This window comes from Pseudomonas sp. COW5, from assembly GCF_026240005.1.
Taxonomy (GTDB): Bacteria; Pseudomonadota; Gammaproteobacteria; order Pseudomonadales; family Pseudomonadaceae; genus Aquipseudomonas; species Aquipseudomonas kribbensis.
The window spans coordinates 3,567,223-3,589,713 of sequence record NZ_JAPHVP010000001.1; the positions used below are offsets into that span (position 1 = coordinate 3,567,223).

Annotated in this window: 17 protein-coding genes; 5 read left to right on the top strand and 12 right to left on the bottom strand. The window is 60.9% G+C overall.

What is annotated here, in order from left to right; genetic code table 11:
- Positions 1-36 precede the first annotated feature (36 nt).
- The 3 genes from OQ248_RS16375 to guaA all read left to right on the top strand — a co-directional run bounded on the left by OQ248_RS16375 (position 37) and on the right by guaA (position 3,847).
- Positions 37-585 (top strand): hypothetical protein, encoded by a 549-nt coding sequence (locus tag OQ248_RS16375; protein WP_011335799.1) that lies wholly within the window; start codon positions 37-39, stop codon positions 583-585.
- Positions 586-700: 115 nt separating this feature from the next.
- A complete protein-coding gene (gene guaB / locus OQ248_RS16380; RefSeq protein WP_085709413.1) occupies positions 701-2,170 on the top strand; it encodes an IMP dehydrogenase in 1,470 nt (489 codons plus the stop codon).
- 99 nt (positions 2,171-2,269) lie between these two features.
- Positions 2,270-3,847 carry a glutamine-hydrolyzing GMP synthase gene (guaA, locus tag OQ248_RS16385; protein ID WP_085709414.1) on the top strand — a complete coding sequence of 526 codons (1,578 nt, stop codon included), beginning with the start codon at positions 2,270-2,272 and terminating at the stop codon, positions 3,845-3,847.
- A gap of 79 nt (positions 3,848-3,926) precedes the next feature.
- Here guaA and OQ248_RS16390 read toward each other — a convergent pair whose 3' ends face one another.
- Positions 3,927-7,022, bottom strand: a complete 3,096-nt coding sequence (locus OQ248_RS16390) for a membrane-targeted effector domain-containing toxin (protein ID WP_265813324.1) — start codon at positions 7,020-7,022, stop codon at positions 3,927-3,929.
- A 198-nt stretch (positions 7,023-7,220) separates the two neighbouring features.
- Between OQ248_RS16390 and OQ248_RS16395 the strand changes: the two genes are divergently transcribed.
- Both OQ248_RS16395 and tadA read left to right on the top strand, forming a co-directional pair.
- Entirely contained in the window at positions 7,221-8,597 is a 1,377-nt protein-coding gene (locus OQ248_RS16395) for a multicopper oxidase family protein (protein WP_265813325.1), read from the top strand.
- Entirely contained in the window at positions 8,597-9,094 is a 498-nt protein-coding gene (gene tadA, locus OQ248_RS16400; RefSeq protein WP_265813326.1) for a tRNA adenosine(34) deaminase TadA, read from the top strand. The genes OQ248_RS16395 and tadA overlap by 1 nt, the downstream gene beginning before the upstream one ends.
- Before the next feature lie 129 nt (positions 9,095-9,223).
- Here the strand turns inward: tadA and cmoB are convergent, their stop codons facing one another.
- The 11 genes from cmoB to OQ248_RS16455 all read right to left on the bottom strand — a co-directional run bounded on the left by cmoB (position 9,224) and on the right by OQ248_RS16455 (position 22,471).
- Positions 9,224-10,180 (bottom strand): tRNA 5-methoxyuridine(34)/uridine 5-oxyacetic acid(34) synthase CmoB, encoded by a 957-nt coding sequence (cmoB, locus tag OQ248_RS16405; RefSeq protein WP_265813327.1) that lies wholly within the window; start codon positions 10,178-10,180, stop codon positions 9,224-9,226.
- Positions 10,177-10,884, bottom strand: a complete 708-nt coding sequence (gene cmoA, locus OQ248_RS16410; RefSeq protein ID WP_219737186.1) for a carboxy-S-adenosyl-L-methionine synthase CmoA — start codon at positions 10,882-10,884, stop codon at positions 10,177-10,179. The genes cmoB and cmoA overlap by 4 nt, the downstream gene beginning before the upstream one ends.
- 194 nt (positions 10,885-11,078) lie before the next feature.
- Positions 11,079-11,492, bottom strand: coding sequence for a hypothetical protein (locus tag OQ248_RS16415; protein WP_265813328.1), 414 nt, complete (start codon positions 11,490-11,492; stop codon positions 11,079-11,081).
- Positions 11,493-11,619: 127 nt separating this feature from the next.
- The gene (locus OQ248_RS16420) at positions 11,620-12,273 is read right to left on the bottom strand and encodes a lysoplasmalogenase (protein ID WP_265813329.1); all 654 of its coding nucleotides are present in this window, start codon (positions 12,271-12,273) and stop codon (positions 11,620-11,622) included.
- Positions 12,274-12,275: 2 nt separating this feature from the next.
- Positions 12,276-12,668 carry a protease inhibitor I42 family protein gene (locus OQ248_RS16425; protein ID WP_265813330.1) on the bottom strand — a complete coding sequence of 131 codons (393 nt, stop codon included), beginning with the start codon at positions 12,666-12,668 and terminating at the stop codon, positions 12,276-12,278.
- Positions 12,669-12,797: 129 nt separating this feature from the next.
- On the bottom strand, positions 12,798-15,221 hold the full coding sequence (gene lon, locus OQ248_RS16430; RefSeq protein WP_085709421.1) for an endopeptidase La: 2,424 nt from the start codon (positions 15,219-15,221) through the stop codon (positions 12,798-12,800).
- 681 nt (positions 15,222-15,902) lie between these two features.
- The gene (locus OQ248_RS16435) at positions 15,903-16,271 is read right to left on the bottom strand and encodes a DUF6124 family protein (protein ID WP_265813331.1); all 369 of its coding nucleotides are present in this window, start codon (positions 16,269-16,271) and stop codon (positions 15,903-15,905) included.
- Positions 16,272-16,609: 338 nt separating this feature from the next.
- Positions 16,610-17,611 (bottom strand): diphosphomevalonate decarboxylase, encoded by a 1,002-nt coding sequence (gene mvaD, locus OQ248_RS16440; RefSeq protein ID WP_265813332.1) that lies wholly within the window; start codon positions 17,609-17,611, stop codon positions 16,610-16,612.
- The gene (locus OQ248_RS16445; RefSeq protein ID WP_265813333.1) at positions 17,608-18,663 is read right to left on the bottom strand and encodes a hypothetical protein; all 1,056 of its coding nucleotides are present in this window, start codon (positions 18,661-18,663) and stop codon (positions 17,608-17,610) included. The genes mvaD and OQ248_RS16445 overlap by 4 nt, the downstream gene beginning before the upstream one ends.
- 2 nt (positions 18,664-18,665) lie before the next feature.
- Positions 18,666-19,892, bottom strand: a complete 1,227-nt coding sequence (locus OQ248_RS16450; RefSeq protein ID WP_265813334.1) for a hydroxymethylglutaryl-CoA reductase — start codon at positions 19,890-19,892, stop codon at positions 18,666-18,668.
- Positions 19,893-20,059: 167 nt separating this feature from the next.
- On the bottom strand, positions 20,060-22,471 hold the full coding sequence (locus tag OQ248_RS16455) for a glucose/quinate/shikimate family membrane-bound PQQ-dependent dehydrogenase (protein ID WP_265813335.1): 2,412 nt from the start codon (positions 22,469-22,471) through the stop codon (positions 20,060-20,062).
- Between the last annotated feature and the right edge of the window lie 20 nt (positions 22,472-22,491).

The following is a 22,491-nucleotide window of genomic DNA, read 5'->3' on the forward strand; positions in this document are numbered from 1 at the left end:
GTCGCAGAACATCCTTTGACGCAGCAGGCTTGCACCATGAACTCCCAAAGCATCATCGTCCCGAAAATCTCCAACCTGCCGGTGCACGAGCCCCGCGCCCGGGCGATCCTGCGCTGGCTGGTGCGCAAGAACATCGTCAAGGAAGAACTGAGCACCTGCGGACGCACCGGTAACCGCATGGCCTATGCCATCGCCGATGGCGCCCGCGCGGTGGTGCTGCACCCCGAGGCGCTGCCGTTCGGTGAGCCGATCAATGGTCTGGAAGTCATTACCAAGCGCTGCATCTACACCCCGGCCAAGGGCTTTCTCGAAGAGGCCGGTTGCGCCGAGTGTCGCCAGGAAATCGGCGAAGCGCTGTTCGAAAGCCTGGAAGACTGGATGCCGGGGCGCACCGACAACTTCACCTGTCCAGAATGCGGACATGAAGATGACATCAACGGCTTTCTGTATTTGCAGGAGTGCGGGTTTTCCAACCTCGGTTTCATCTTCAACAACTGGCTGGAGGCGGGGTTCAAGCAGAGTTTCATCGATGAATTCGCCGACTGGCTGGATCAACCGGTGAGCTGGGTCAAGGTCGAGTTGTAGGGGCGGCTTTTCCCGTACATCAGCAACATTGATATAAGACAAGTTTTACATTGAACCCGAAGGGGTGTCTGACTATAATGGCGCGCTTCCATTTTCCCGCTCGGGAGCCCCCGCGATGCTGCGTATCAGCCAAGAAGCTCTGACCTTCGACGACATTCTTTTAGTGCCTGGTTATTCCGAGGTGCTTCCTAACGAAGTCAGTCTCAAGACCCGCCTCACCCGTGGCATCGAACTGAATATTCCTCTGGTTTCTGCCGCCATGGACACCGTCACCGAAGCCCGTCTGGCAATCGCCATGGCTCAGGAAGGTGGCATCGGCATTATCCACAAGAACATGACCATCGAGCAGCAAGCTGCCGAAGTCCGCAAGGTCAAGAAGTTCGAAGCCGGTGTGGTCAAGGATCCAATCACCATCGAGGCTGACGCCACGGTTCGTGATCTGTTCGAACTGACCCGCATGCACAACATTTCCGGCGTTCCGGTGCTGCACGATGGCGACCTGGTCGGCATCGTCACTTCCCGTGACGTGCGTTTCGAAACCCGTCTGGAAGCCACCGTTCGTGAAGTGATGACGCCGAAAGAGCGTCTGGTCACTGTTCGCGAAGGCGCCAACAAGAACGAAGTCCGCGAGTTGCTGCACAAGCACCGCCTGGAAAAAGTCCTGATCGTCGACGACAAGTTTGCCCTCAAAGGCATGATGACCGTCAAAGACATCGAAAAAGCCAAGGCCTACCCGCTGGCCAGCAAGGATGACCAAGGTCGTCTGCGCGTCGGCGCTGCAGTCGGTACCGGCAAAGACACCGGTGACCGCGTTGCCGCGCTGGTCAATGCCGGTGTGGACGTGGTGGTGGTCGACACCGCTCACGGTCACTCCAAAGGCGTGATCGACCGCGTTCGCTGGGTCAAGGAGAACTTCCCTGAAGTGCAGGTGATCGGCGGCAACATCGCCACCGGCGCAGCCGCCAAGGCCCTGGCCGAAGCCGGCGCCGATGCGGTCAAGGTCGGTATCGGCCCTGGCTCGATCTGCACCACCCGTATCGTCGCCGGTGTCGGCGTCCCGCAAATCAGTGCCATCGCCAACGTCGCCGCTGCCCTCGAAGGCACCGGTGTTCCGTTGATCGCCGACGGCGGCATCCGTTTCTCCGGTGACCTGTCCAAGGCCATCGTGGCCGGTGCTTCCTGCGTGATGATGGGCTCGATGTTCGCCGGTACTGAAGAGGCGCCAGGCGAGATCGAACTGTTCCAGGGCCGTTCCTACAAGGCTTATCGCGGCATGGGTTCGCTGGGCGCCATGTCCCAGGCCCAGGGCTCTTCCGACCGTTACTTCCAGGACTCCTCGGCAGGCGCCGAGAAACTGGTTCCGGAAGGCATCGAAGGCCGTGTTCCTTACAAGGGCACCCTGAGCGCGATCATTCACCAGTTGATGGGCGGTCTGCGTTCCTCGATGGGTTACACCGGCAGCGCCAACATCGAAGAAATGCGCACCAAGCCTGAGTTCGTGCGGATCACCGGTGCAGGCATGGCCGAATCCCACGTTCACGACGTGCAGATCACCAAGGAAGCGCCAAACTACCGCGTAGGTTGAGGCTTCAAGCAAAACGTCAAATGACCGGGGCTGTTTTATTCAGCCCCGAGTCGTTTCTGAATCAAGACTGTTTCTGAATTACTTAGACGAGACTGAATCATGGCCCTCGACATTCACGCTCACCGCATCCTGATCCTCGACTTCGGTTCGCAATACACCCAACTGATCGCCCGCCGCGTGCGCGAGATCGGTGTGTACTGCGAACTGCACCCGTTCGACATGGACGAAGATGCGATCCGCGAATTCGCTCCAAAAGGCGTGATCCTCGCCGGCGGTCCCGAGTCCGTACACGAAGCCAACAGCCCGCGCTGCCCGCAAGCGGTGTTCGACCTGGGCGTACCGGTCTTCGGCATCTGCTACGGCATGCAGACCATGGCCGAGCAACTGGGCGGCAAGGTTGAAGGTTCCGAACTGCGTGAGTTCGGTTATGCCCGCGTTGATGTGGTCGGCAAGAGCCGCCTGCTCGACGGCATCGAAGACCACATCGACGCGGACGGCCTGTTCGGCCTCGACGTGTGGATGAGCCACGGTGACAAGGTCACCAAGATGCCAAGCGATTTCCACATCCTGGCCAGCACCCCGAGCTGCCCGATCGCCGGTATGTTCAACGACGAGCGCGCTTACTACGGCGTGCAGTTCCACCCGGAAGTGACCCACACCAAGCAGGGCGGTCGCATCCTGTCGCGCTTCGTTCTCGACATCTGCGGCTGCGAAGCCCTGTGGACCCCGTCGAAGATTGCCGAAGACGCGATCGCCAACATCCGCGCACAGGTCGGTACCGACAACGTGCTGCTGGGTCTGTCCGGCGGTGTGGATTCCTCGGTGGTTGCGGCGTTGCTGCACAAGGCCATCGGCGATCAGCTGACCTGCGTCTTTGTCGACAACGGCCTGCTGCGTCTGCACGAAGGCGAGCAAGTGATGGCCATGTTCGCCGAGAACATGGGCGTCAAGGTGATCCGCGCCAACGCTGAAGACCAGTTCCTGAACAACCTGGCCGGCGAAGCCGACCCGGAGAAGAAGCGCAAGATCATCGGCCGTACCTTCATCGACGTGTTCGATGCCGAATCCTGCAAGCTGGACAACATCAAGTACCTGGCCCAGGGCACCATCTACCCGGACGTGATCGAGTCGGCTGGCGCGAAAAGCGGCAAGGCTCACGTGATCAAGTCGCACCACAACGTGGGCGGCCTGCCGGACGAGATGAACCTGAAACTGGTCGAGCCACTGCGCGAACTGTTCAAGGACGAAGTCCGTCGTCTGGGCCTGGAACTGGGCCTGCCGTACGACATGGTCTACCGTCACCCGTTCCCGGGCCCGGGTCTGGGCGTGCGGATCCTCGGCGAAGTGAAGAAGGAATACGCCGACCTGCTGCGTCGCGCCGACCACATCTTCATCGAAGAACTGCGCAAGGCCGACTGGTACCACAAGGTCAGCCAGGCCTTCGTCGTGTTCCAGCCGGTGAAATCGGTGGGCGTGGTCGGTGATGGCCGTCGTTACGCCTGGGTCGTGGCCCTGCGTGCCGTGGAAACCATCGACTTCATGACCGCGCGTTGGGCACACCTGCCTTACGAACTGCTGGAAACCGTTTCCGGCCGCATCATCAATGAAATCGAAGGCATCTCCCGCGTTACTTACGACGTGTCGAGCAAGCCGCCGGCGACCATTGAGTGGGAGTGATCCCGCCATACAGGTCGCACTGACGCAATGAAAAACCCTGGCCTCGGCCAGGGTTTTTTTCGCCTGTCTGGATGGCAGGTCAAGCAGGAAGTCGGCTTTGCAACTGCAGTCCGAGCTGCTTCAGTGCGCTGGATAATTGCTCAAGACTGTCGAAGGGCACACGGTGTACCGAACCCCAGGATGGGCGGTCAATGTAATAGCGTCCATCGGCGAAAGTCCGGACAGGGGTTTGTACGATCTCGCCGTTCACACTTCGATGGAATAAGCGATACGCGCCTTGTGAACGATCGAAAAAATACATCCCTGCGCGGTATAGCAGTCGGTGTATTTGCAGCTCGGTGCGACTGACTGGCGCTGCTTCCATTTGCAGAAGCACATCGGCGTAGTGGGTTTCGAGCGTCCCTTGCTGTGTCAGCGTCTGTGAATGGGGCCCCCGTTCGATGTCGATACCCGGGTCGGTTGCCAAGCGCTCTCCCTGCCCGGGATCGACCTCTTCAATACGCACGCCGATGCCGCCTTCCAGTTCGCTGATGCCGGCAATGCCTCTGAACGTATTGGTATTTTCCACCCCTGTCAGTACCACCCATTTGCCGACATCGTTCATGGTTTTATCCAGGAACATGATGTCGGCTGTCAGGTGGTTGGCGATGATCTGTTCCTCGGACAGCGTGAGTGAAACAGGCTTTTTGTAGGTTGCCGCACAATCGGTGGCCTGGACTCGAATACCGTTTTGCCTGGCGCTTTTCACCAGCGCCAGTTCGTCAAACTGTTCGGCCGGATCCGTGCCGAGCCGACTCAGATATTGCTGCAGATCATCGGACATGACACCGGATCTGAAATAAGCATTCAGGTCTGCCTGGGCAAAGTCGCTGAGCAGTCGGCGCACGTATAGCGTTCTGACGCCCTGGCGCGCCAGTGCGGGCATGTTTTCAATGATCAGCCGCATGCTGGTGATACGGCCTGGAGTTTCGCCGATGACCAGCCCGCGCGCTTGCTCGAGAGCCTGAGCTGTGAAGTCCGTGAAACTTGTTGATGAGCTGAGCGCAGGAATCTGCGGACGCGGCGGCAGGTTCGCCCACGGGAGATTCTTGTAGAAGCGCCTGGCGGAGATCTGAAGGGCGCGGTACTTCTCGGCGAAATAGAGTGCATAACGATTTGGTGAGACCAGGCCACCATCGGGACCCACTCGCAGTTCAATGTGGGTTTCACGCAGGTTCAGGGCCCATCGTCGCAGTTCCAGCTCCCGTTGCGGATCTACGGCGTAAGCTGTTCTGATCAGGCGAATGTCGTTCGATGTCGAGGGCCGAGGCTCGACGGGCAGAGGGTTTGAAGGTGCAGATTGCGTTATGGGGTGTTCCTGCTCTTCGGGCGATGGGGCACGCGTATCAAGCTCAAGCGCCACATCTACAGTGCATTGTCTGCCCAGGCACTGACCGCCCCCTTTGAGGCCCAACTGGGTCATGCGCTCCCAGAGACCTTCGCTGTTCAAACGCACAGGTATTGCGTGGATCAGTTGGTTGGGTCTGGCCGGATCGATGATTGCCCAGAATCCGCCGCCCTGCGAGTCGCTGAAATAACGGACGTAATAGGTCGTGTCGTTCATCCGGATGGCATAGGGCGGGTTGGCGTTCAACCTGTAGATCCCCTGGTATTGGCCGGGCTCCCCAACCGGATCCAGACCATCCAGTATTTCGTTGGACTGAAAATGCTGCGGGATTTGCCGGACTTGCACGGTTTCGGAGGTCGCCGAGGGCTGCTCTTGAAGAACAGGCAGAATCTCGTTTGGTTCTTCTGGCTCCTTCACCGCTGCTGTGTCGGTTTCTGCCAGCTCGCTTGCCTCGGAGGCTTCTGACGGCACCTCAAGCTCTGGCAGTGCACCGGATCCCATCAGAAACGGAATATTGAACAGCGCATCGATACCACTGAAGATTGCTCCCAGAACACCTTCCTTGCGTTCTTCGGAGGTCTTGCCGTTGACAGCCTTGTCGATGTTCAACCCCATGTCGACGAGGCTGGCACCGATCACCGGCAATGCCACGGGCCAGCCCACCACGGCCATCGGGCCGAGGACTTTCAGGCCGGCACTCAGGTAACCGATCCAGAGTTTCTTGCGCAGGTCACCGTTTGAGGTCAGGGAAAGGTCGGCTTCGGCGAACATCGCGTTGCGGGTAGTGTCACGCAGCCAGTCGAACGCATCAGTTGTAATCGCCAGATCATTCTGGTTGATCAGGTGATGATCACTGTGGCCCCAGGTGCTGACCAACCGGTTCATCAGGTCACTGATGTTTTCGGTCATCGAGTGCCGGTCGGCCAGAGGGAAATGTTTCAGGAACAGTGCGCGGGGCGCGTTTTCGTTCAGCTGCTGCAAGGCCCACCAATGCAAGTCTGTGGAGGTTTCGAGTACGTGGAAGGCCTCGCTGTCGCCGGGTACATAGATGATTTGTCGCCCGTGCGAGTCGACAATGCGCAGGATATCGCTGGCGACATGACCGGCAATATCGAGTGCGCAAACTCTTGGGCCATGGCCGGGCAGGAATTGAGCCTGCAATGTGTCCAGGCTCACTGGCCAGGTCAACGGGCCGATGACCGCACTGACTGCAGTCTGAAAATCCTCATCGCTCAGGTGACCAAGCTCCCGGGCTTCGACGGCCCTGCCGAGGAAGTTACATTTGGCCAGGATGCGGAATTCGCCGGGATACTGGTTCCAGAATGCTTGCAGCTCGTTGCGGTAACGTTCGCTGAAGTTGATCTCCCAGAAATCCCTCATCACCTCGTTACCGTGCAGGCACACTTCATTGGTTGCATCGAAAGTTTCGGCGTCCGGTCCGGCGCTGTAAAACCCGCCGTACACATCGAGCAGGTCGGCATTGTCCTGATCGGTGGCCCGGAAGCGTTGAATCACCAGCTGCGTCAGTGTCAGGCTTTCATAGGGTCTTTCGCCATAATGCTGCCAACCGGTGAACGAGGCGGACAGGCTCTGAGCGGTTCTGAATCGATGGAAGTAGATGTAATCGGGATCCAGGCCGGCGAGGCCGCGCCTGATGAGCAACTCGCTGGCGACTGCATGCGCGGTATCGTTCAGGCTTGGACAGGCTCTGACAAGTTGTGTAGCCATGATCCTGAGGGCGGCCTTGTCGGCAGCGTTGGGCAATGGGCGGGGGGCTGCTGGGGTCATTTGCTCTGGTCCTTGAGAAAGAAACAGGGAGAGTGGTCTGTTCACCCGAGGACTGTGCGGTACTTGTATACCACCTGAGACTGTCCCGATCTGCGGCCATCCGCCGCGCTGCCCTTACTGTTTCGCAATCGCAGGTGTATCGTATTCGCCTTTTGCGGGCGCCCTGGCCCGCGGCTGATACGTGAGGTAGTTGTGTCCATGTCCTTTACCCGTCGACAAATTCTCGGTGGCCTGGCCGGTCTTGCAGTGGTTGGCGCGGGAGCCGGTGGTGCGACGCGGTATTGGCTGGGCAAGGTGGCCGATGCCAACGCCGGGCATGACTACGAGCTGATCGCCGCACCGCTGGACGTCGAGCTGGTGCCGGGGCACAAGACCGAAGCCTGGGCGTTCGGCCCATCGGCACCAGGTACCGAATTGCGCGTACGTCAGGGCGAGTGGCTGCGGGTGCGCTTCATCAACCATCTGCCCGTAGCGACCACCATTCACTGGCACGGCATCCGCCTGCCCCTGGAAATGGACGGCGTGCCGTACGTCTCGCAACTGCCGGTGCTGCCGGGCGAATACTTTGATTACAAATTCCGCGTGCCCGATGCCGGCAGCTACTGGTATCACCCGCACGTCAGCAGTAGCGAGGAGCTCGGTCGCGGGCTGGTCGGGCCGTTGATCGTCGAGGAGCGCGAGCCGACCGGGTTCAAGTACGAAAAGACCCTGAGCCTGAAGAGCTGGCACGTCGATGACGAAGGCAACTTCGTCGAATTCAGCATTCCCCGGGAAGCGGCCCGTGGCGGTACGGCGGGGCGGCTGGCGACCATCAACGGCGTGCCTGCGCCGGTGATCGAGTTGCCGGCGGGGCAGATCACTCGGGTGCGTCTGCTCAACCTCGACAACACCCTGACTTATCGCATCAATATTCCCGGTGTCGAAGCGCAGATCTACGCGTTGGACGGCAACCCGGTCGAACCGCGGCCGCTGGGCAAGGAGTACTGGCTCGGCCCGGGCATGCGCATTTGCCTGGCGATCAAGGCACCGCCGGCCGGTGAGGAACTGTCGCTGCGCAATGGCCCGGTACGCCTGGGCACCTTGCGTTCGGTGGCCAACAACGACGCACCGACCGACTGGCCGAAGGCACTGCCGGCCAACCCGGTGGCCGAGCCGGATCTGGCCAATGCCGAGAAACTCAACTTCAATTTCGAATGGGTCGGTTCGGTGTCGGTGAATGTCGACAACGGCAAGCCGCCGAGCCTGTGGCAAATCAACGGCAAGGCCTGGGACATCACCGACAAGACCTGCGCCGACCGGCCGATCGCCAGCCTGAAACTGGGCCAGAGTTATATCTTCGAACTGAAGAACATGACCCAGTACCAGCACCCGATCCACCTGCACGGAATGAGCTTCAAGGTGATTGCGTCGAACCGGCACAAGATCGTGCCGTACTTCACCGACACTTACCTGCTGGGCAAGAACGAGCGTGCGCAAGTGGCGCTGGTGGCGGATAACCCGGGGGTATGGATGTTCCACTGCCACGTGATCGACCACATGGAAACCGGCCTGATGGCCGCCATCGAGGTGAAGTGATGCGCCAGATTCGCCCCGCGCCGATCATCGACCGCAGCTGTGACCGCGATTTCATGCGCGAAGCCCTGACATTGGCGGCGCAAGGCGCAGCCCTCGGCGAAGTGCCGGTGGGCGCAGTGCTGGTGCAGGACGGCGAGATCATCGGTCGCGGCTTCAATTGCCCGATCAGCACCAGCGACCCCAGCGCACACGCAGAAATGGTCGCGATCCGCGCCGCCGCGCAAGCAGTGGATAACTATCGTCTGCCGGGCAGCACGCTGTACGTGACTTTGGAGCCGTGCAGCATGTGCGCCGGGCTGATCGTGCATTCGCGGGTTGCTCGCGTGGTGTACGGCGCACTGGAGCCCAAGGCCGGGATTGTGCAGAGTCAGGGGCAGTTCTTCACCCAGGGCTTTCTCAACCATCGAGTGCTGTATGAAGGCGGGGTGCTGGCGGAGGAGTGCGGAGCAGTGTTGACCGAGTTTTTCAGGGCACGGCGCGCCAAGCCCACTGAATAAAAACAAAACAAATGTGGGAGCGGGTTTGCTCGCGAAGAGGGAGTGCCAGTCGACATTGATGTACCTGACACACCGCCTTCGCGAGCAAGCCCGCTCCCACAGGGGATCTCCTTTTTCTGGAGATCGGGGTTACTTCTTCGCGACAATCACCGCCCGCATCGGCGCCGGCAGCCCTTCGATCGTCTTGCTGTGATCTTCCGGATCGAGGAAATCGCTCAGCGACTGATACTTCATCCACTCGGTCCCGCGCTGCTCATCGACCGTTGTCAGGCTGACATCCACGCAACGAATGTCGGTGAATCCCGCACGTCGCAACCACAATTCCAGCGCCGGCACCGACGGCAAGAACCACACGTTACGCATCTGCGCATAACGGTCTTCCGGCACCAGTACCTGATGCTTGTCGCCCTCGACCACCAGCGTCTCCAGCACCAGTTCGCCGCCCTTGACCAGGCAATCCTTCAACGCCAGCAAATGTTCGATCGGCGAACGGCGGTGATAGAACACGCCCATGGAAAACACCGTGTCGAAGCCTTCCAGATTCGGCGGCAAGTCTTCGAACGGGAAGGGCAAGTGCCAGGCATTCGGCTCTGACAGATAACGCTGTACCGCCTGGAACTGGCAGAAGAACAGCCAGTTCGGATCGACGCCGATCACGCTGTCGGCGCCGGCACCGAGCATGCGCCACATGTAGTAGCCGTTGCCGCAACCGACATCAAGGATGCGCTTGCCCTTCAGATCCAGATGCGGAGAAACCCGCGACCACTTCCAGTCCGAGCGCCATTCGGTGTCGACGTGCACGCCGAACAGATCGAACGGCCCCTTGCGCCACGGCGACAAACCCATCAGCGCGGTACGCATCTGTGCGCGGGTTTCGTCGTCGCAATCGGTGTCCAGCTTCAGGCCGTCGAGCAGGTCGACTTCGGTCGGCTGGATCTTCGGCAGGGCGTCCAGCGCACTTTGCCAGCGCTCCAGATCGCCGTGGCCTTTCTCCATTTTCTTGTCGAGTTGCGCTTGCAGGGTGTTGGCCCAGTCGGCCAGCGGTGTACCGGCCAGACGGCGGGCGAGGGGAGACAGATCAATCATGGCAAGGCAATCAACGAGGCAAAGTTAAGACACTGGAACCACGGCACGACTTTCGAGAACCCGGCGGCCAGCAGGCGCTCGCGGTGTTCTTCGAGGCTGTCGGGCTTCATGACGTTTTCGATGGCGCTGCGCTTCTGGGCGATTTCCAGTTCGCTGTAGCCGTTGGCGCGTTTGAACGCGACGTGCAGGTCGGTCAGCAGCGCGTGTTCTTCGGCGTCGTTGAAGCGCAGCTTCTCCGACAGAATCAGCGCGCCGCCCGGCAGCAACGATTGGCGAATGCGCGACAGCAACGCCGTGCGCTGCTCCGGGGCGATGAATTGCAGGGTGAAGTTCAGCGCCACCACCGAAGCCGGTTTGAAATCGAGGGCGAGGATGTCGCCTTCAATCACTTCGACCGGCAACAACTCCTGGAACATCGAGTCCTGACCGTTGAGGTACTCGCGGCAGCGCTCGACCATCGCCGCCGAGTTATCCACCGCGATCACCCGGCAACCGTCAGTGCGCACGTGGCGACGCAGGGCCTGAGTCACGGCACCCAGCGAGGCGCCGAGGTCGTAGAGCACGCTGTTCGGCTGGGCGAACTGTGCCGCAAGTACGCCGAGGTTCTCGACGATGGTCGGGTAGCCCGGCACCGAACGCTTGATCATGTCCGGGAACACCCGCACCACGTCTTCGTTGAAGGCGAAGTCAGGCACCTGGGCCATCGGCTGGGCGAAAATGCGATCGGGTTCTTTGCTCACGGCGGTTCCGGCGGTGTCGATGAAAAGGCCGGCATTTTAGCCAAACTGGCGCGCAGATGCGCGGGTTGTCTGATAAACCGTGCTGGTCGGATTCAGGCTAAAGTTAAAAGTCGATCAACTTAGCCTGAAACCTTCCCGGATGCAGATGGCTGCGAGGCTTACGAGATAATGTACTTGGCTGCGAAGTTTCCGTTCACATTGATTCCTGGTTTAACCACCCCTCCATAGTCCTGCACTGTCTCGATGGCATATACGCCGGAGATACTCCGGGAGGTGTGATCTACCGTGAGTTTGAGAATCAAAGACGTCGCGGTATATCGAGTGTTCACCCAGCCTGTTCTGACATCAACGTGGACGCCGGGATCATTGAGTTTGTATTCGCCACTTGGGATGTCGGGGGCAAAGTTGAATTCGAGATTCTCAATTTGCTGCTCAAACTCCTCCTGCGCTCCCGTAATCCTTAAAAAATTGCTGAGAAAGCAATTCACGATTGGGAAGTTGAAGGCCTCGCCGCTATCAATCTGGTATTTGAAGGTGTTGTTTGTATCGGCGTTTTCTTTCGGATTATTCATGGTCGATCCCTCGGGGGAGTGACAGGCGGTTTGCTGTCTCTCACTGCACTTTAAGCAGAGGGATGCTCGGATTTAACTGTCGAAAATGACAGTTATTAATGCGATTTTCTAATGAAAGCGATGTTTTTTATCGCAAACCGTCTTTAGCGTCATTCGAATGTTTGAACGCCGACGCTGCAATCCCCCACTGCCCCAGCCAGTAACTGAGGATGATGATGTAGGGCGCCGCATTGAACGGTGCGACAAACCGGTCGATGCCGATCACGCTGTCGGAGAACACGAACGCTACCGCGCCGCCCGCCGCCAACAGTGCCGAACGTTGCGGTACGCCGCTGCCGAGTCGGGCCAGGGCGCGCCAGAGCATGGCGCTGATGGCAGTGCCGTAGACGATCACCGGCACGGTCAACGGTCCGAGTCCGCTGCTGATCAATATGCCCAACAGCACGGCGCCAACGCCAAGCGCAAGCACCAGCGGCAGCAGAGCCAGACGCCGGCAATCGCTGAGGTAAGCCTTGAGATACGCCAGATGCGCGACCAGAAACGCGCCCAGGCCAAACACGAACAAATCTCCCGGCCATGCCAGCAGCACATCGCCGAGCAACGAGAAAATCAGACCCAGGCTGATCCAGCGGCGATAGTCACTCGGCGGCGCATCGTGCAGCCAGCCCAGCAACGCCAGTACCGGCAGCGGTTTGACCAGCAGACACAGCAACGCCGCATGGGTGCTGACGCCATAGAGAAAGGTCGCTGCGCCCATCAGCGCGAGGATCAGCCAGCCCACGATCAGTTCACCGAGATCGCGCAGTCGAAGGTTTCCACCGGCTCGACTTCAGGCTCCCAGGGTTGCTGCGATGTCAGGCGCAGGCGCCCGGTGCCAGTGGCAAAGGCCTGGAAACGCCAGGTGGAGAAACCGCCCGCGCCGACCATGCCGGAATCTTTCGGGCTGCTGTAAACCTCGGGGCTCAGCGCGTGCAGCACACCGCCGGCCGAGTCCTGAATGGCCCAGCGATAGCCGGTGGTGGGGTTGCTTGGCAGTATGACGGTCAGGTTCTGGCCGTTGGTCAGCCGCACCGGGCATTCGCTCTGTTTTTCCACAGTCACGTTGGTTTTCGGTTGCGTGGCGCAGGCGGCCAGCAGGACGAGGGACAGGGGGACAAACAGGCGAGTAGGGGACATAGGCTCAGTGGCTCCGGCGTTGGCGACGAACGGCGAGCATAACTGAAGATGAGACAAAGTGTGACAGTCGGGGGAAGGTGTGATCATTCCCACGCTCTGCGTGGGAATGATCGTTAACTTAAGTCGTAATCAGAAAAGCACCTTCGCCACATCCGCAAACTTCTTGGCGAAATGCACCGTAATGCCTTCCTTCAGGTAATCCGGCAGTTCCTCAAAGTTGCCGCGATTCGGCTCCGGCAAAATCAGTTCGAAGATCTTCTGTCGCCGCGCCGCAATCACCTTCTCGCGCACCCCGCCAATCGGCAGCACATGCCCGGTTAGTGTCAGTTCACCGGTCATCGCCACGCCTTTTTTCGGCGGCTGATTACGGGCGAGCGAAAGCAGGGCACTGGCCATGGTCACGCCGGCACTCGGGCCGTCCTTCGGTGTCGCGCCTTCCGGCACATGCAGGTGGACGAAGGCTTCGTCGAAGAATTTCGGGTCACCACCAAAGGATTTGAGGTGCGAACTGACGTAGCTGTAGGCGATCTCCGCCGACTCCTTCATCACATCGCCCAGTTGCCCGGTGAGCTTGAAGCCACGATTCAGGGTATGAATCCGCGTGGCTTCGATCGGCAAGGTCGCGCCGCCCATGCTGGTCCACGCCAGGCCAGTGATCACGCCGGTGCCGGACAGCACCTGCTCGTTGCGGAACACCGGATGGCCGAGGGACGCTTCGAGGTCTTTCGGCCCGAGCTTGATCACCGCTTTCGGGTCGTCGATCAGCTTCATCACCGCTTTGCGCACCAGTTTGCCCATCTGTTTTTCCAGCTGGCGCACGCCGGCTTCACGGGCGTAGCCGTCGATCAGGGCTTTCAGGGCGCTGTCGCTGATGCTCAGGCTGCCCTTGGACACGCCGGCCTTTTCCAGCAGTTTCGGCCACAGATGACGCTTGGCGATGGCGACCTTTTCTTCGGTTATGTAACCCGACAGGCGAATTACTTCCATCCGGTCCAGCAACGGGCCGGGGATCGAATCCAGGGTGTTGGCGGTGCAGACGAACAGGACTTTCGACAGGTCCATCCGCAGGTCCAGATAGTGGTCGAGGAATTCGACGTTCTGTTCCGGGTCGAGGGTTTCCAGCAGCGCCGAGGCCGGGTCGCCCTGGTAGCTCTGGCCCATCTTGTCGATCTCGTCGAGCATGATCACCGGGTTCATCACTTCGACGTCTTTCAACGCCTGCACGAGTTTGCCCGGCTGCGCGCCGATGTAGGTGCGGCGGTGGCCCTTGATCTCGGCTTCGTCGCGCATGCCGCCGAGGCTGAAGCGGTAGAACGGCCGGCCGAGGGATTCGGCGATGGACTTGCCGACGCTGGTTTTACCCACGCCCGGCGGGCCGACCAGCAACACGATGGAGCCGCTGATTTCACCTTTATAGGCACCGACCGCGAGGAACTCGAGGATGCGGTCCTTGATGTCGTCGAGGCCGGCGTGGTGTTTGTCCAGCACCTTGCGCGCGTGCTTGAGGTCGAGCTTGTCCTCGCCGTACACGCCCCACGGCACCGAGGTCGCCCAGTCGAGGTAGTTGCGGGTGACCGCGTATTCCGGCGATCCGGTTTCGAGGATCGACAGTTTGTTCATTTCTTCTTCGAGGCGCTTCTGCACCTGCGTCGGCAGGACCTTGCCTTCCAGACGCTGCTCGAACTGTTCGAGGTCGGCGCTGCGGTCGTCCTTGGTCAGGCCCAACTCTTGCTGAATGACCTTGAGCTGCTCTTTAAGGAAGAACTCGCGCTGATGCTCGCCGATCTTGCGGTTCACTTCGGCGGAGATTTCTTTTTGCAGGCGCGCGACTTCGACTTCCTTGCGCAGCATCGGCAGGACTTTTTCCATGCGCTTGAGCATCGGCACGCAGTCGAGCACTTCCTGCAGCTCGGGGCCGGTGGCGGAGGTCAGGGCGGCGGCGAAGTCGGTCAGCGGCGACGGATCGTTGGGGCTGAAGCGGTTGAGGTAGTTCTTCAGCTCTTCGCTGTACAGCGGGTTGAGCGGCAGCAGTTCCTTGATCGCGTTGATCAGCGCCATGCCGTAGGCCTTGACCTCGTCGGTCGGCTCGGTGGGCTGGTGCGGGTATTCGACTTCAACGAGATACGGCGGGCGATGGTGCTTGAGCCAGGTCTTGATGCGCACACGGCTCAGGCCCTGGGCGACGAATTGCAGTTTGCCGTTTTCGCGGCTGGCGTGGTGCACCTTGACCAGGGTGCCGTACTGCGGCAGTGCCTTGGTGTCGAAGTGGCGCGGGTCTTCCTGGGGCGTGTCCATGAAGAACAGGGCCAGGGAGTGGTGTTCGGATTTGCTGACCAGTTCGAGGGTTTCGGCCCAGGGTTCTTCGTTGACGATGACCGGCAGCACTTGTGCCGGGAAGAACGGGCGGTTGTGGATCGGGATGATGTAGACCTTGTCCGGCAGGTTCTGGCCGGGCAGGGCGAGGCCTTTGCCGGGGACATGGTGTTCGATGTGTTCGGCGTCGGTTTCGGTGATGTCGTCGGGGTTCTCGGGGAATTCTTGCTGGTCGCTCATGGGGCACCTGCGCAATGGGGTATGGGTGTTAGATGGGGCAGGGTTTTGGTGGTTTCAATGGGGGTGGGTGTTTCTGGTTGTGTGTTCAGGGTTTTGACAGGGTTTTGGGGTGTGGGCTTGGCGGCCTTTGGGCCGACCATGCTCTGGGTGTTTTGGGTGAATATCCGTTGCTTCGGGTGTTGCGGCTGGCGGTTTCGCCCTTACGGCGAGTCACTTTGGCAAACGCCCCAAAGTAACCAAAACGCTGGGCCCCAACGTTCGGCACCTCGCTGTGGCTCGGTGTTCCTTCGTTCCGGGATTCATCCGGGGGCATCGCCTCCGGTTTGCTTCGCTGCACCTCCTCTCGATGTGTTCGACTGCGTCGAACGGTCGCTGCGCTCCCACCCCCGGATAAATCCCTCCACTCAGCCTGCCGACGGGGCCAGCACGTCAAAAGCGGTACTTGAGCTAACGCTCATCGTGTTGAGTGGTTAGAAGCAGATTGGTGGTGGTGGTGGTGGTGGTGCGAGGAGGGCGCCGGTTGGGGGCTTCAAAACTTGAGTGCGACTTGCTGGTTCAGGTCGGCGGATTTTTCATGGACAGCGCGGTCAGTCCCCTCTCCCCCCGGGAGAGGGCTAGGGTGAGGGCAGGGCCCTGATTGACACACCACAAGCCTTTCTCCCGCAGAGACCTCACCCACATTTATGCCGGATATCGACTGACCTCAACATTGTCCAGCACCCGATTCACCGCCAGCTCGGCCAGCATGATGATTTGCTGAATGGCCAGAATCGTCCGCCGCTGCGGGAGGTCGATGTGTGCGGCGATGTCGCTGGTCATGAGGCTGGCCTGTGCCAGTGATTCGCAGGCGTGGACCAGCAGGCTTTCGCTGTCCTGATCGGGTGCGACCTGGAACATGGTGCTGGGTTTATGGAAGCGCAGGGTGGTGGCGTTGGGTTTCAGGTAATGGTCGAGCGCGCGCTCGGCGGCTTCGTGGAGCTTTTTGGAATCTGGCGATTCGTAGGGCGATGCGTCGTTTGATTCGGGGGGATTGGGTGTTGGTTTTTTCATGGTGGAACTCCGAATGAGAAGTGGAGCTACCTGCTCGATCACCGCGACGCGATAGAGGGAGGCAGCTGTGCGCGGGGTCGCGGACCGAGTCATTCGGCAATCTCGGCATACCCGAAGGTATCCCGCGCACAGCCACCATCAAACCAAACGAAAAACACCTGAGTGTTCCGGTTTGGGCCGGCGATTATGCATCAAATCGAATGAACTGCTCGGGCCGCGACGCCCCATCGCTGAATTTGCAGCGACCCCCAAAGCCTATCCACCCCGTTTCCTAGGGACAACCGACGCGACTTGTCGGAATCGTCCCCAAAAAACACCTCGTCTGTAGGACGCAAGATTCAAAACAGATGCTGCTCCAGCCGCCGGGGGCCGTCGCCCGCTCTATCGAGTATCCAGCGCTGGATGTCAGGCAATTTGCGCAGCGCGGCAAACACCTTTGGGGAGTGTTGCGGCGTGCACAGGACGTGCACGTTGGGCCCGGCGTCGAGGGTGGCGCAGACGTCCAGGCCTTCGCGACGCAACTGGCGGACCTGTTCCAGCACGGCCAGGGTCGCCGGGCGCCAATAGAAAACCGGTGGCTGCGACGTCATGGCGATCAGGTGCAGTTCGATGGCTTCGCGTTCCACGGCGTCGGCCAGTCGGGTGAAGTCGCGTTCGAGAATGGCGCGGCGCACTTGTTCCAGACGTTCCGGCAGCAGCTTCAAACGGGTCGGATAAAACTCGCTGCTGTTGGCGAGCAGGTGACCCTGGCGGGAGCTGACGGTTTTGTGTCGGGCGTCGACCACGGCGATCAGGTCGTGCAGCGGCCAGTGGCGTGCGGGGGCGATTTGTACGGCCGGTCCCGAGAGTAGCCGCGCATTGCCGGGCCACTGCACAAAACCACCGGAGACCGAGCGTGCCGCCGAGCCGGAGCCGGACAGGCGTGCCAGATCGCTGAGGACGGGATCTGTCGGCAAGCATCCGCGATACACGGCAAATGCTGCCGCCAGAGCACTGAAGCCCGCTGCCGATGAGGCGATGCCGGCGCCGGTCGGGAAGCTGTTGGTGGTGGCGATGCGTAACGGTTGCCAGTGATCGAAGTGTTCGCGCAATGCTTGCAGGTGATGTTCGATCCCGGCCCGCAGGATGGGATCGGCGGGCACCAGCGCGCCGCGCGCGGTTTTCCACAGAATTTCGTCGGTCGTGCCATGGGCAAGTGGGGCCAGTGTGCAGAGGCTGACGCAACGGCTGAGGGTCATCGAAAGCGATGCGTTGTTAGGCAGTGTGTTCTGCGCATCGCGCATGCCCCAGTACTTGATCAGCGCGATGTTGGCGGGGGAGGAGACGCTGGTGCGATTCATGACCGGGTGATCTCGAGCCCTGCCACCGCGAGAGGGGCGTTGATCTGCCGGTAGTGCGCCAGCTCCGGCAGATTCGTTGCACCCAGTACCAGCAGCGCGCCGGCCTGATCCCCGGACAGTGCGCCGGCGCCGCAGATTTTTGCTGCACCGCCTGCTTTTTCTACCGCGCGAATCACTTGGGCAACGGCGGCGGGGACGACGCCCAGGGATTCCAGGTCGGCCTGGTAATCGCGTATCACCGCGCAAAATGTTTCCGGCATTGGACGTGTTTGACGCAGCAACGAACCGAAGCGCTCGGTGTTGTGCCACATGCTGGCGAGCAGAGGGTTGTCAGTGCCTGTCAGTCGATTTCGGGTGGTGGCAATGACCTGGCCGGTGCTTTCGTTGGCGGTGCCGGTGTTGAACAGACGCAAGGCATCTGGCAGCAGGTTCGGGGCGATGGCGGGCAACGTGTGCAGGTTGAATTCGCCTTTCGCGTTGCGTCGGCCTTCGATGACCGAGCCCAGCAGGCTGGTGTTGTGATCGATGCCCGATGGCTCGCCGTGCTGATAACGTTCTATCGACATTGCCAGCGGTTCGAGCGGGCAATCGGCTTCTGACAGCCCGAACCATTGCATCAGCGCAGCCGTGAGCGTGACCGCCAGAGCGCCGGAGCTGCCGAAACCGGCACCGGGCGGAATCTGCGATTGCACTCGCAAGGTGAAGCCGCGCCAGGTTCGTGGAGGCAGTCGTTGGAGGATTTCACCGATGGCACACTTGACCAGATGATCGGGATCGCCGGTACCCAGGGGGGCGAAGCTTTTTGCGCTGGGGGCGGCGCGATAGTGCTCCGATGCCAGGCGCATGCGGCTGACGTTGTCGGTCAATTGGTACGGTGAGTAGGTCCGCTGGAAAGGCAGGTCGGGCAGTTGCAACTGAATCTCGCGATCCTGACGCCGCTGGACCCACACGTTGCAGTAAAGGCCCACGGAGCAGGCAATCACCGGGCAACCGTGCAGCACCGCATGTTCACCCATCAGGATGATCTTGCCGGGGGCTCTGGCATGGATCACGGTCAGCGCCCCAGCCGCTGATGGGCCGAAACCAGTTGATGCGAGGCCTGGGCGGCCATGATCGACAGCTCGCCGGCGAGTACCAGGGCCCCGAGAATTTCCGCCAGGCGTCGGGTGTCGGTGCCCGGTTTTTTGCTGCCGGGGATGATCCCCATCAAGGCGAGGGCTTCGCGTTGGGTACAAAGGGACGTACCGCCGCCGACGGTGCCCAGCGGCACGTCCGGCATCGTGACCGAGGCGTAGATGGCGTCGTGTTCACAGGCTTCGAGGCAGGTAATGCCGATGGCACTTTCCGCCACTTGAGCGACGTCCTGGCCGGTAGCGATGAAGAACGCAGCGAGTATGTTGGCATGATGGGCATTGCAGCCGATGGTGCCGGCCATGGCCGAACCCAGCAGGTTTTTCCGGTACTGCAGCTCGCAAAGTGCCTTGGCATCGGTTTTGAGAATGTCGCGCAGTATGTCTTTGCTTAGCCGGACTTCAGCGTGGATCCGCTGGCCGCGTCCGTTGATGAAGTTGACCATCGCCGGTTTTTTGTCCGTGCAGTAGTTGCCCGAAATGCTGAGGCACGGGACGCCGGTTGCGGGGGTGATCAATTCACGGATGACCCGGTCGCAGGCAATGCTTGCCATGTTCATGCCCATCGCGTCGTGGGTACGGAAACGAAAGCGCAGATAGATCGTGGTTCCGACCACCGCAGACTTGATGTCTCGCAGATGCAGATGAACGCTGCCCTGTTCGCAGACTTGTCTGATTCGCTGGAAGTTGTCGCGGATCCAGGCCAGAAATGTCTCGGTCTGCAGGATGCCACTGGAGCGAAATACCGGCGCACGGGTAATGCCCACCTCTTCGACCCGAACCACCGCGCCGCCGGCGGCGTGCAATGCCCGGCATCCTCGGGAGGTACTGGCGACCAGTGCACCTTCGGTGGTCGCCATGGGAACGTAGACCGGTTCCTGGGCAGTGATGGCCTGGCCTTTGACGAGCAATGGTCCGGCGACACCCAGCGGAATCTGGATGGAACCGATCCGGTTCTCGCAATGTGCCGGCTGCGGTTCACGTGTGTAATCGCCAATGCTGCGCAGCGAGGCGCCACTGATGAGTTGCAGGGCTTCACGTCGAATCAGGGCGGCTTCGTTGTGATCAAGATCGGCGGGCAACTGGTGAAAGCGTGTCTGCCCTTTGGTCAGCGCTTCGATCCAGTGGTTGCCAAAGCGCGTATCTGACATGGAAGGCTCCGTGATTCAACCGCTGCATGAGGTTGATGATCGGAGCAAACGGGCAGGACAGCGCCTGTCAAAGTTGACAGTCTTTTATATCGATTGGCGATTGGCGCCCACAAAAAAAGGCGACACCCCTCACAGGGCGTCGCCTTCCTCTTTACCGCCGCTAAAGCTTATTCCGGCAGTTTGTACGCAATCACATAGTCACCCATCTTGGTGCCCAGCGAACCGTGACCACCCACCACGAGCAGGACGTATTGCTTGCCGTCCTTGCCGGTGTAGGTCATCGGGGTCGCCTGGCCGCCAGCAGGCAGACGGGATTTCCACAGCTCTTTACCGGTGTTTACGTCGTATGCACGCAGGTACTGGTCGAGGGTGCCGCTGAGGAAGCCGACGCCGCCCGCAGTGACGATCGAACCGCCCATGCTTGGCACGCCCAGGGTGAAGCCGATCGGGATTGGCGAGCTGTCGCGGCTGGTGCCGTTCTTGCGTTTCCACACGACTTTGCCGGTGGTCAGGTCGATACCGGCGACGTAGCCCCAGGCCGGGGCCTGGCACGGTACGCCCAGTGGCGACATGAACGGGTGCATGGTCACGGCATATGGCGCGCCGGTGTTTGGCTGGATACCGGCAGTTTCGCTTTCACGCTTGCTGTCGGCGGCCACTTCGGCACGCGGGATCATCTTGGAGACGAAGGCCATGTAGTTCGGGCTGGTGAACAGCATCTGGCGAACCGGGTCGACAGAAACACCGCCCCAGTTGAACACGCCGACGTTACCCGGATAGATCAGGCTGCCCTGTTCCGACGGAGGCGTGTACTGGCCTTCGTAGCGCAGTTCCTTGAACTGGATGCGGCACAGCATCTGGTCGAACGGGCTGGCGCCCCACATGGCTTTTTCGGTCAGTTCCGGGGCCAGCAGGTTCAGGTCCGAACGAGCCTGGGTCGGGGCGGTGTGGTCGCCTTTCACGGCGCCTTGCGGAACCGGGATCTCGCGGATCGGGATGATCGGCGTGCCGTCACGACGGTCGAGGACGTACAGGCTGCCCTGTTTGGTCGGGGCGATCAGCGCAGGCTTGATGCCGTCGGCGGTTTTCATGTCCAGCAGGGTTGGCTGGCTGCCGACGTCCATGTCCCACAGGTCGTGGTGGGTGAACTGGTAGTTCCAGCGCACTTTACCGGTGGCCAGGTCCAGGGCGACGATACCGGCGCTGAATTTCTCGGCGCCTGGAGTGCGGTCGGCACCCCACTGGTCCGGAGTCTGGTTGCCCAGTGGCAGGAAGACCATGCCGAGTTTTTCATCGACGCTGGCCAGCGACCACATGTTGGCCGAGTTGCGGCTGTAGATCTGGCCCGGGGCCAAAGGCTCGGTGGCGTCCGGCTTGTCGCTGTCCCAGTTCCACACCAGGTGACCGTCGCGCACGTCGAAGGCGCGGATCACGCCCGATGGCTCGTTGGTCGATTCGTTGTCGGTGACGTGACCGCCCATGATCACCAGATCACGAGTGATCGCGGCTGGCGAGGTGGAGTAGTAGCCGCCGGCGGTGAACGGGCCGATGCCTTGAGTCAGGTCGACCACGCCTTTGTTGCCGAAGCCTTCGCAGATCTTGCCGGTGTCGGCGTTCAGTGCGATCAGGCGTGCATCGGCGGTTGGCAGGTACAGACGACGCGGGCAGGCCTGGGCGACGGCTTTGCCGGCCTCGGAGATGACGGCGGAGGCTGCGTTTTCAGACTTGGCGTAAGCGGCTTCGTCGTAGTACGACACGCCACGGCAGGTCATGTGGGCGAAGCCCTTGAAGCCGACCGGGCTCTTGATCTGCGGGTCGAAGCGCCACAGTTCCTTGCCGGTGTCCGGGTCCAGCGCCAGCACTTTGCTGTGGGCGGTGCAGGCGTAGAGCATGCCGTTGGCTTTCAGCGGGGTGTTTTCGTTGGTCAGCTCCACCGGGTCATCGGCGGTCGGCAGGTCGCCGGTCTGGATGCGCCAGGCTTCCTGCAGCTTGCCGACGTTGGCCGGGGTGATCTGCTTCAGTGGCGAGTAGCGGTCACCGAATTCGGTGCGGCCGTAGGCCTGCCAGTCGCCGTCCGGCATTTGCGGCGCGGTGCTGGTGGTGTCGGCGGTGTCGCGACCCAGCTCGCCGAAGGTTTCGCCCGGGTGGGTGAACAGGCTGGCCAGAGCGGTGAGGCCGGCCAGCACCACGGCTACGGTCAGGCCGCCGGTGCCCATCGGTGCAGGACCGTTGAGCAGCAGCGGACGACGGAACCACGGCAGCAGCATCACGAAGCCGAGGACGAACCACAGGGCCAGACGCGGCACCAGTTGCCACCAGTCCAGACCGACTTCCCACAGCGCCCAGACGGTGCTGGCAAACAGCACGATGGCGTACAGGCCCAGTGCTGCGCGACGACGCATCAGCAACAGAATGCCGGTCAGCGTGATGCCGATACCGGCCAGCAGGTAGTACAGCGAGCCGCCGAGCGTGCTCAGCTTGATTCCCCCGGCCAGCATGGCCAGGCCCATCAGTAGAAGCAGAATGCCGAGCAGGCTCGGAAGCAGACGGCCTCGACTCGAAGCACTTTCGGTGCTCATAGTGTGGTTCTCCGTGACGT

Bases quoted from the DNA above. Each gene is read 5' to 3' on its own strand.
- OQ248_RS16375 (WP_011335799.1), top strand. From the start codon at position 37: ATGAACTCCCAAAGCATCATCGTCCCGAAAATCTCCAACCTGCCGGTG.
- guaB (WP_085709413.1), top strand. From the start codon at position 701: ATGCTGCGTATCAGCCAAGAAGCTCTGACCTTCGACGACATTCTTTTA.
- guaA (WP_085709414.1), top strand. From the start codon at position 2,270: ATGGCCCTCGACATTCACGCTCACCGCATCCTGATCCTCGACTTCGGT.
- OQ248_RS16390 (WP_265813324.1), bottom strand. From the start codon at position 7,022: ATGACCCCAGCAGCCCCCCGCCCATTGCCCAACGCTGCCGACAAGGCC.
- OQ248_RS16395 (WP_265813325.1), top strand. From the start codon at position 7,221: ATGTCCTTTACCCGTCGACAAATTCTCGGTGGCCTGGCCGGTCTTGCA.
- tadA (WP_265813326.1), top strand. From the start codon at position 8,597: ATGCGCCAGATTCGCCCCGCGCCGATCATCGACCGCAGCTGTGACCGC.
- cmoB (WP_265813327.1), bottom strand. From the start codon at position 10,180: ATGATTGATCTGTCTCCCCTCGCCCGCCGTCTGGCCGGTACACCGCTG.
- cmoA (WP_219737186.1), bottom strand. From the start codon at position 10,884: ATGGCCCAGGTGCCTGACTTCGCCTTCAACGAAGACGTGGTGCGGGTG.
- OQ248_RS16415 (WP_265813328.1), bottom strand. From the start codon at position 11,492: ATGAATAATCCGAAAGAAAACGCCGATACAAACAACACCTTCAAATAC.
- OQ248_RS16425 (WP_265813330.1), bottom strand. From the start codon at position 12,668: ATGTCCCCTACTCGCCTGTTTGTCCCCCTGTCCCTCGTCCTGCTGGCC.
- lon (WP_085709421.1), bottom strand. From the start codon at position 15,221: ATGAGCGACCAGCAAGAATTCCCCGAGAACCCCGACGACATCACCGAA.
- OQ248_RS16435 (WP_265813331.1), bottom strand. From the start codon at position 16,271: ATGAAAAAACCAACACCCAATCCCCCCGAATCAAACGACGCATCGCCC.
- mvaD (WP_265813332.1), bottom strand. From the start codon at position 17,611: ATGAATCGCACCAGCGTCTCCTCCCCCGCCAACATCGCGCTGATCAAG.
- OQ248_RS16450 (WP_265813334.1), bottom strand. From the start codon at position 19,892: ATGTCAGATACGCGCTTTGGCAACCACTGGATCGAAGCGCTGACCAAA.
- OQ248_RS16455 (WP_265813335.1), bottom strand. From the start codon at position 22,471: ATGAGCACCGAAAGTGCTTCGAGTCGAGGCCGTCTGCTTCCGAGCCTG.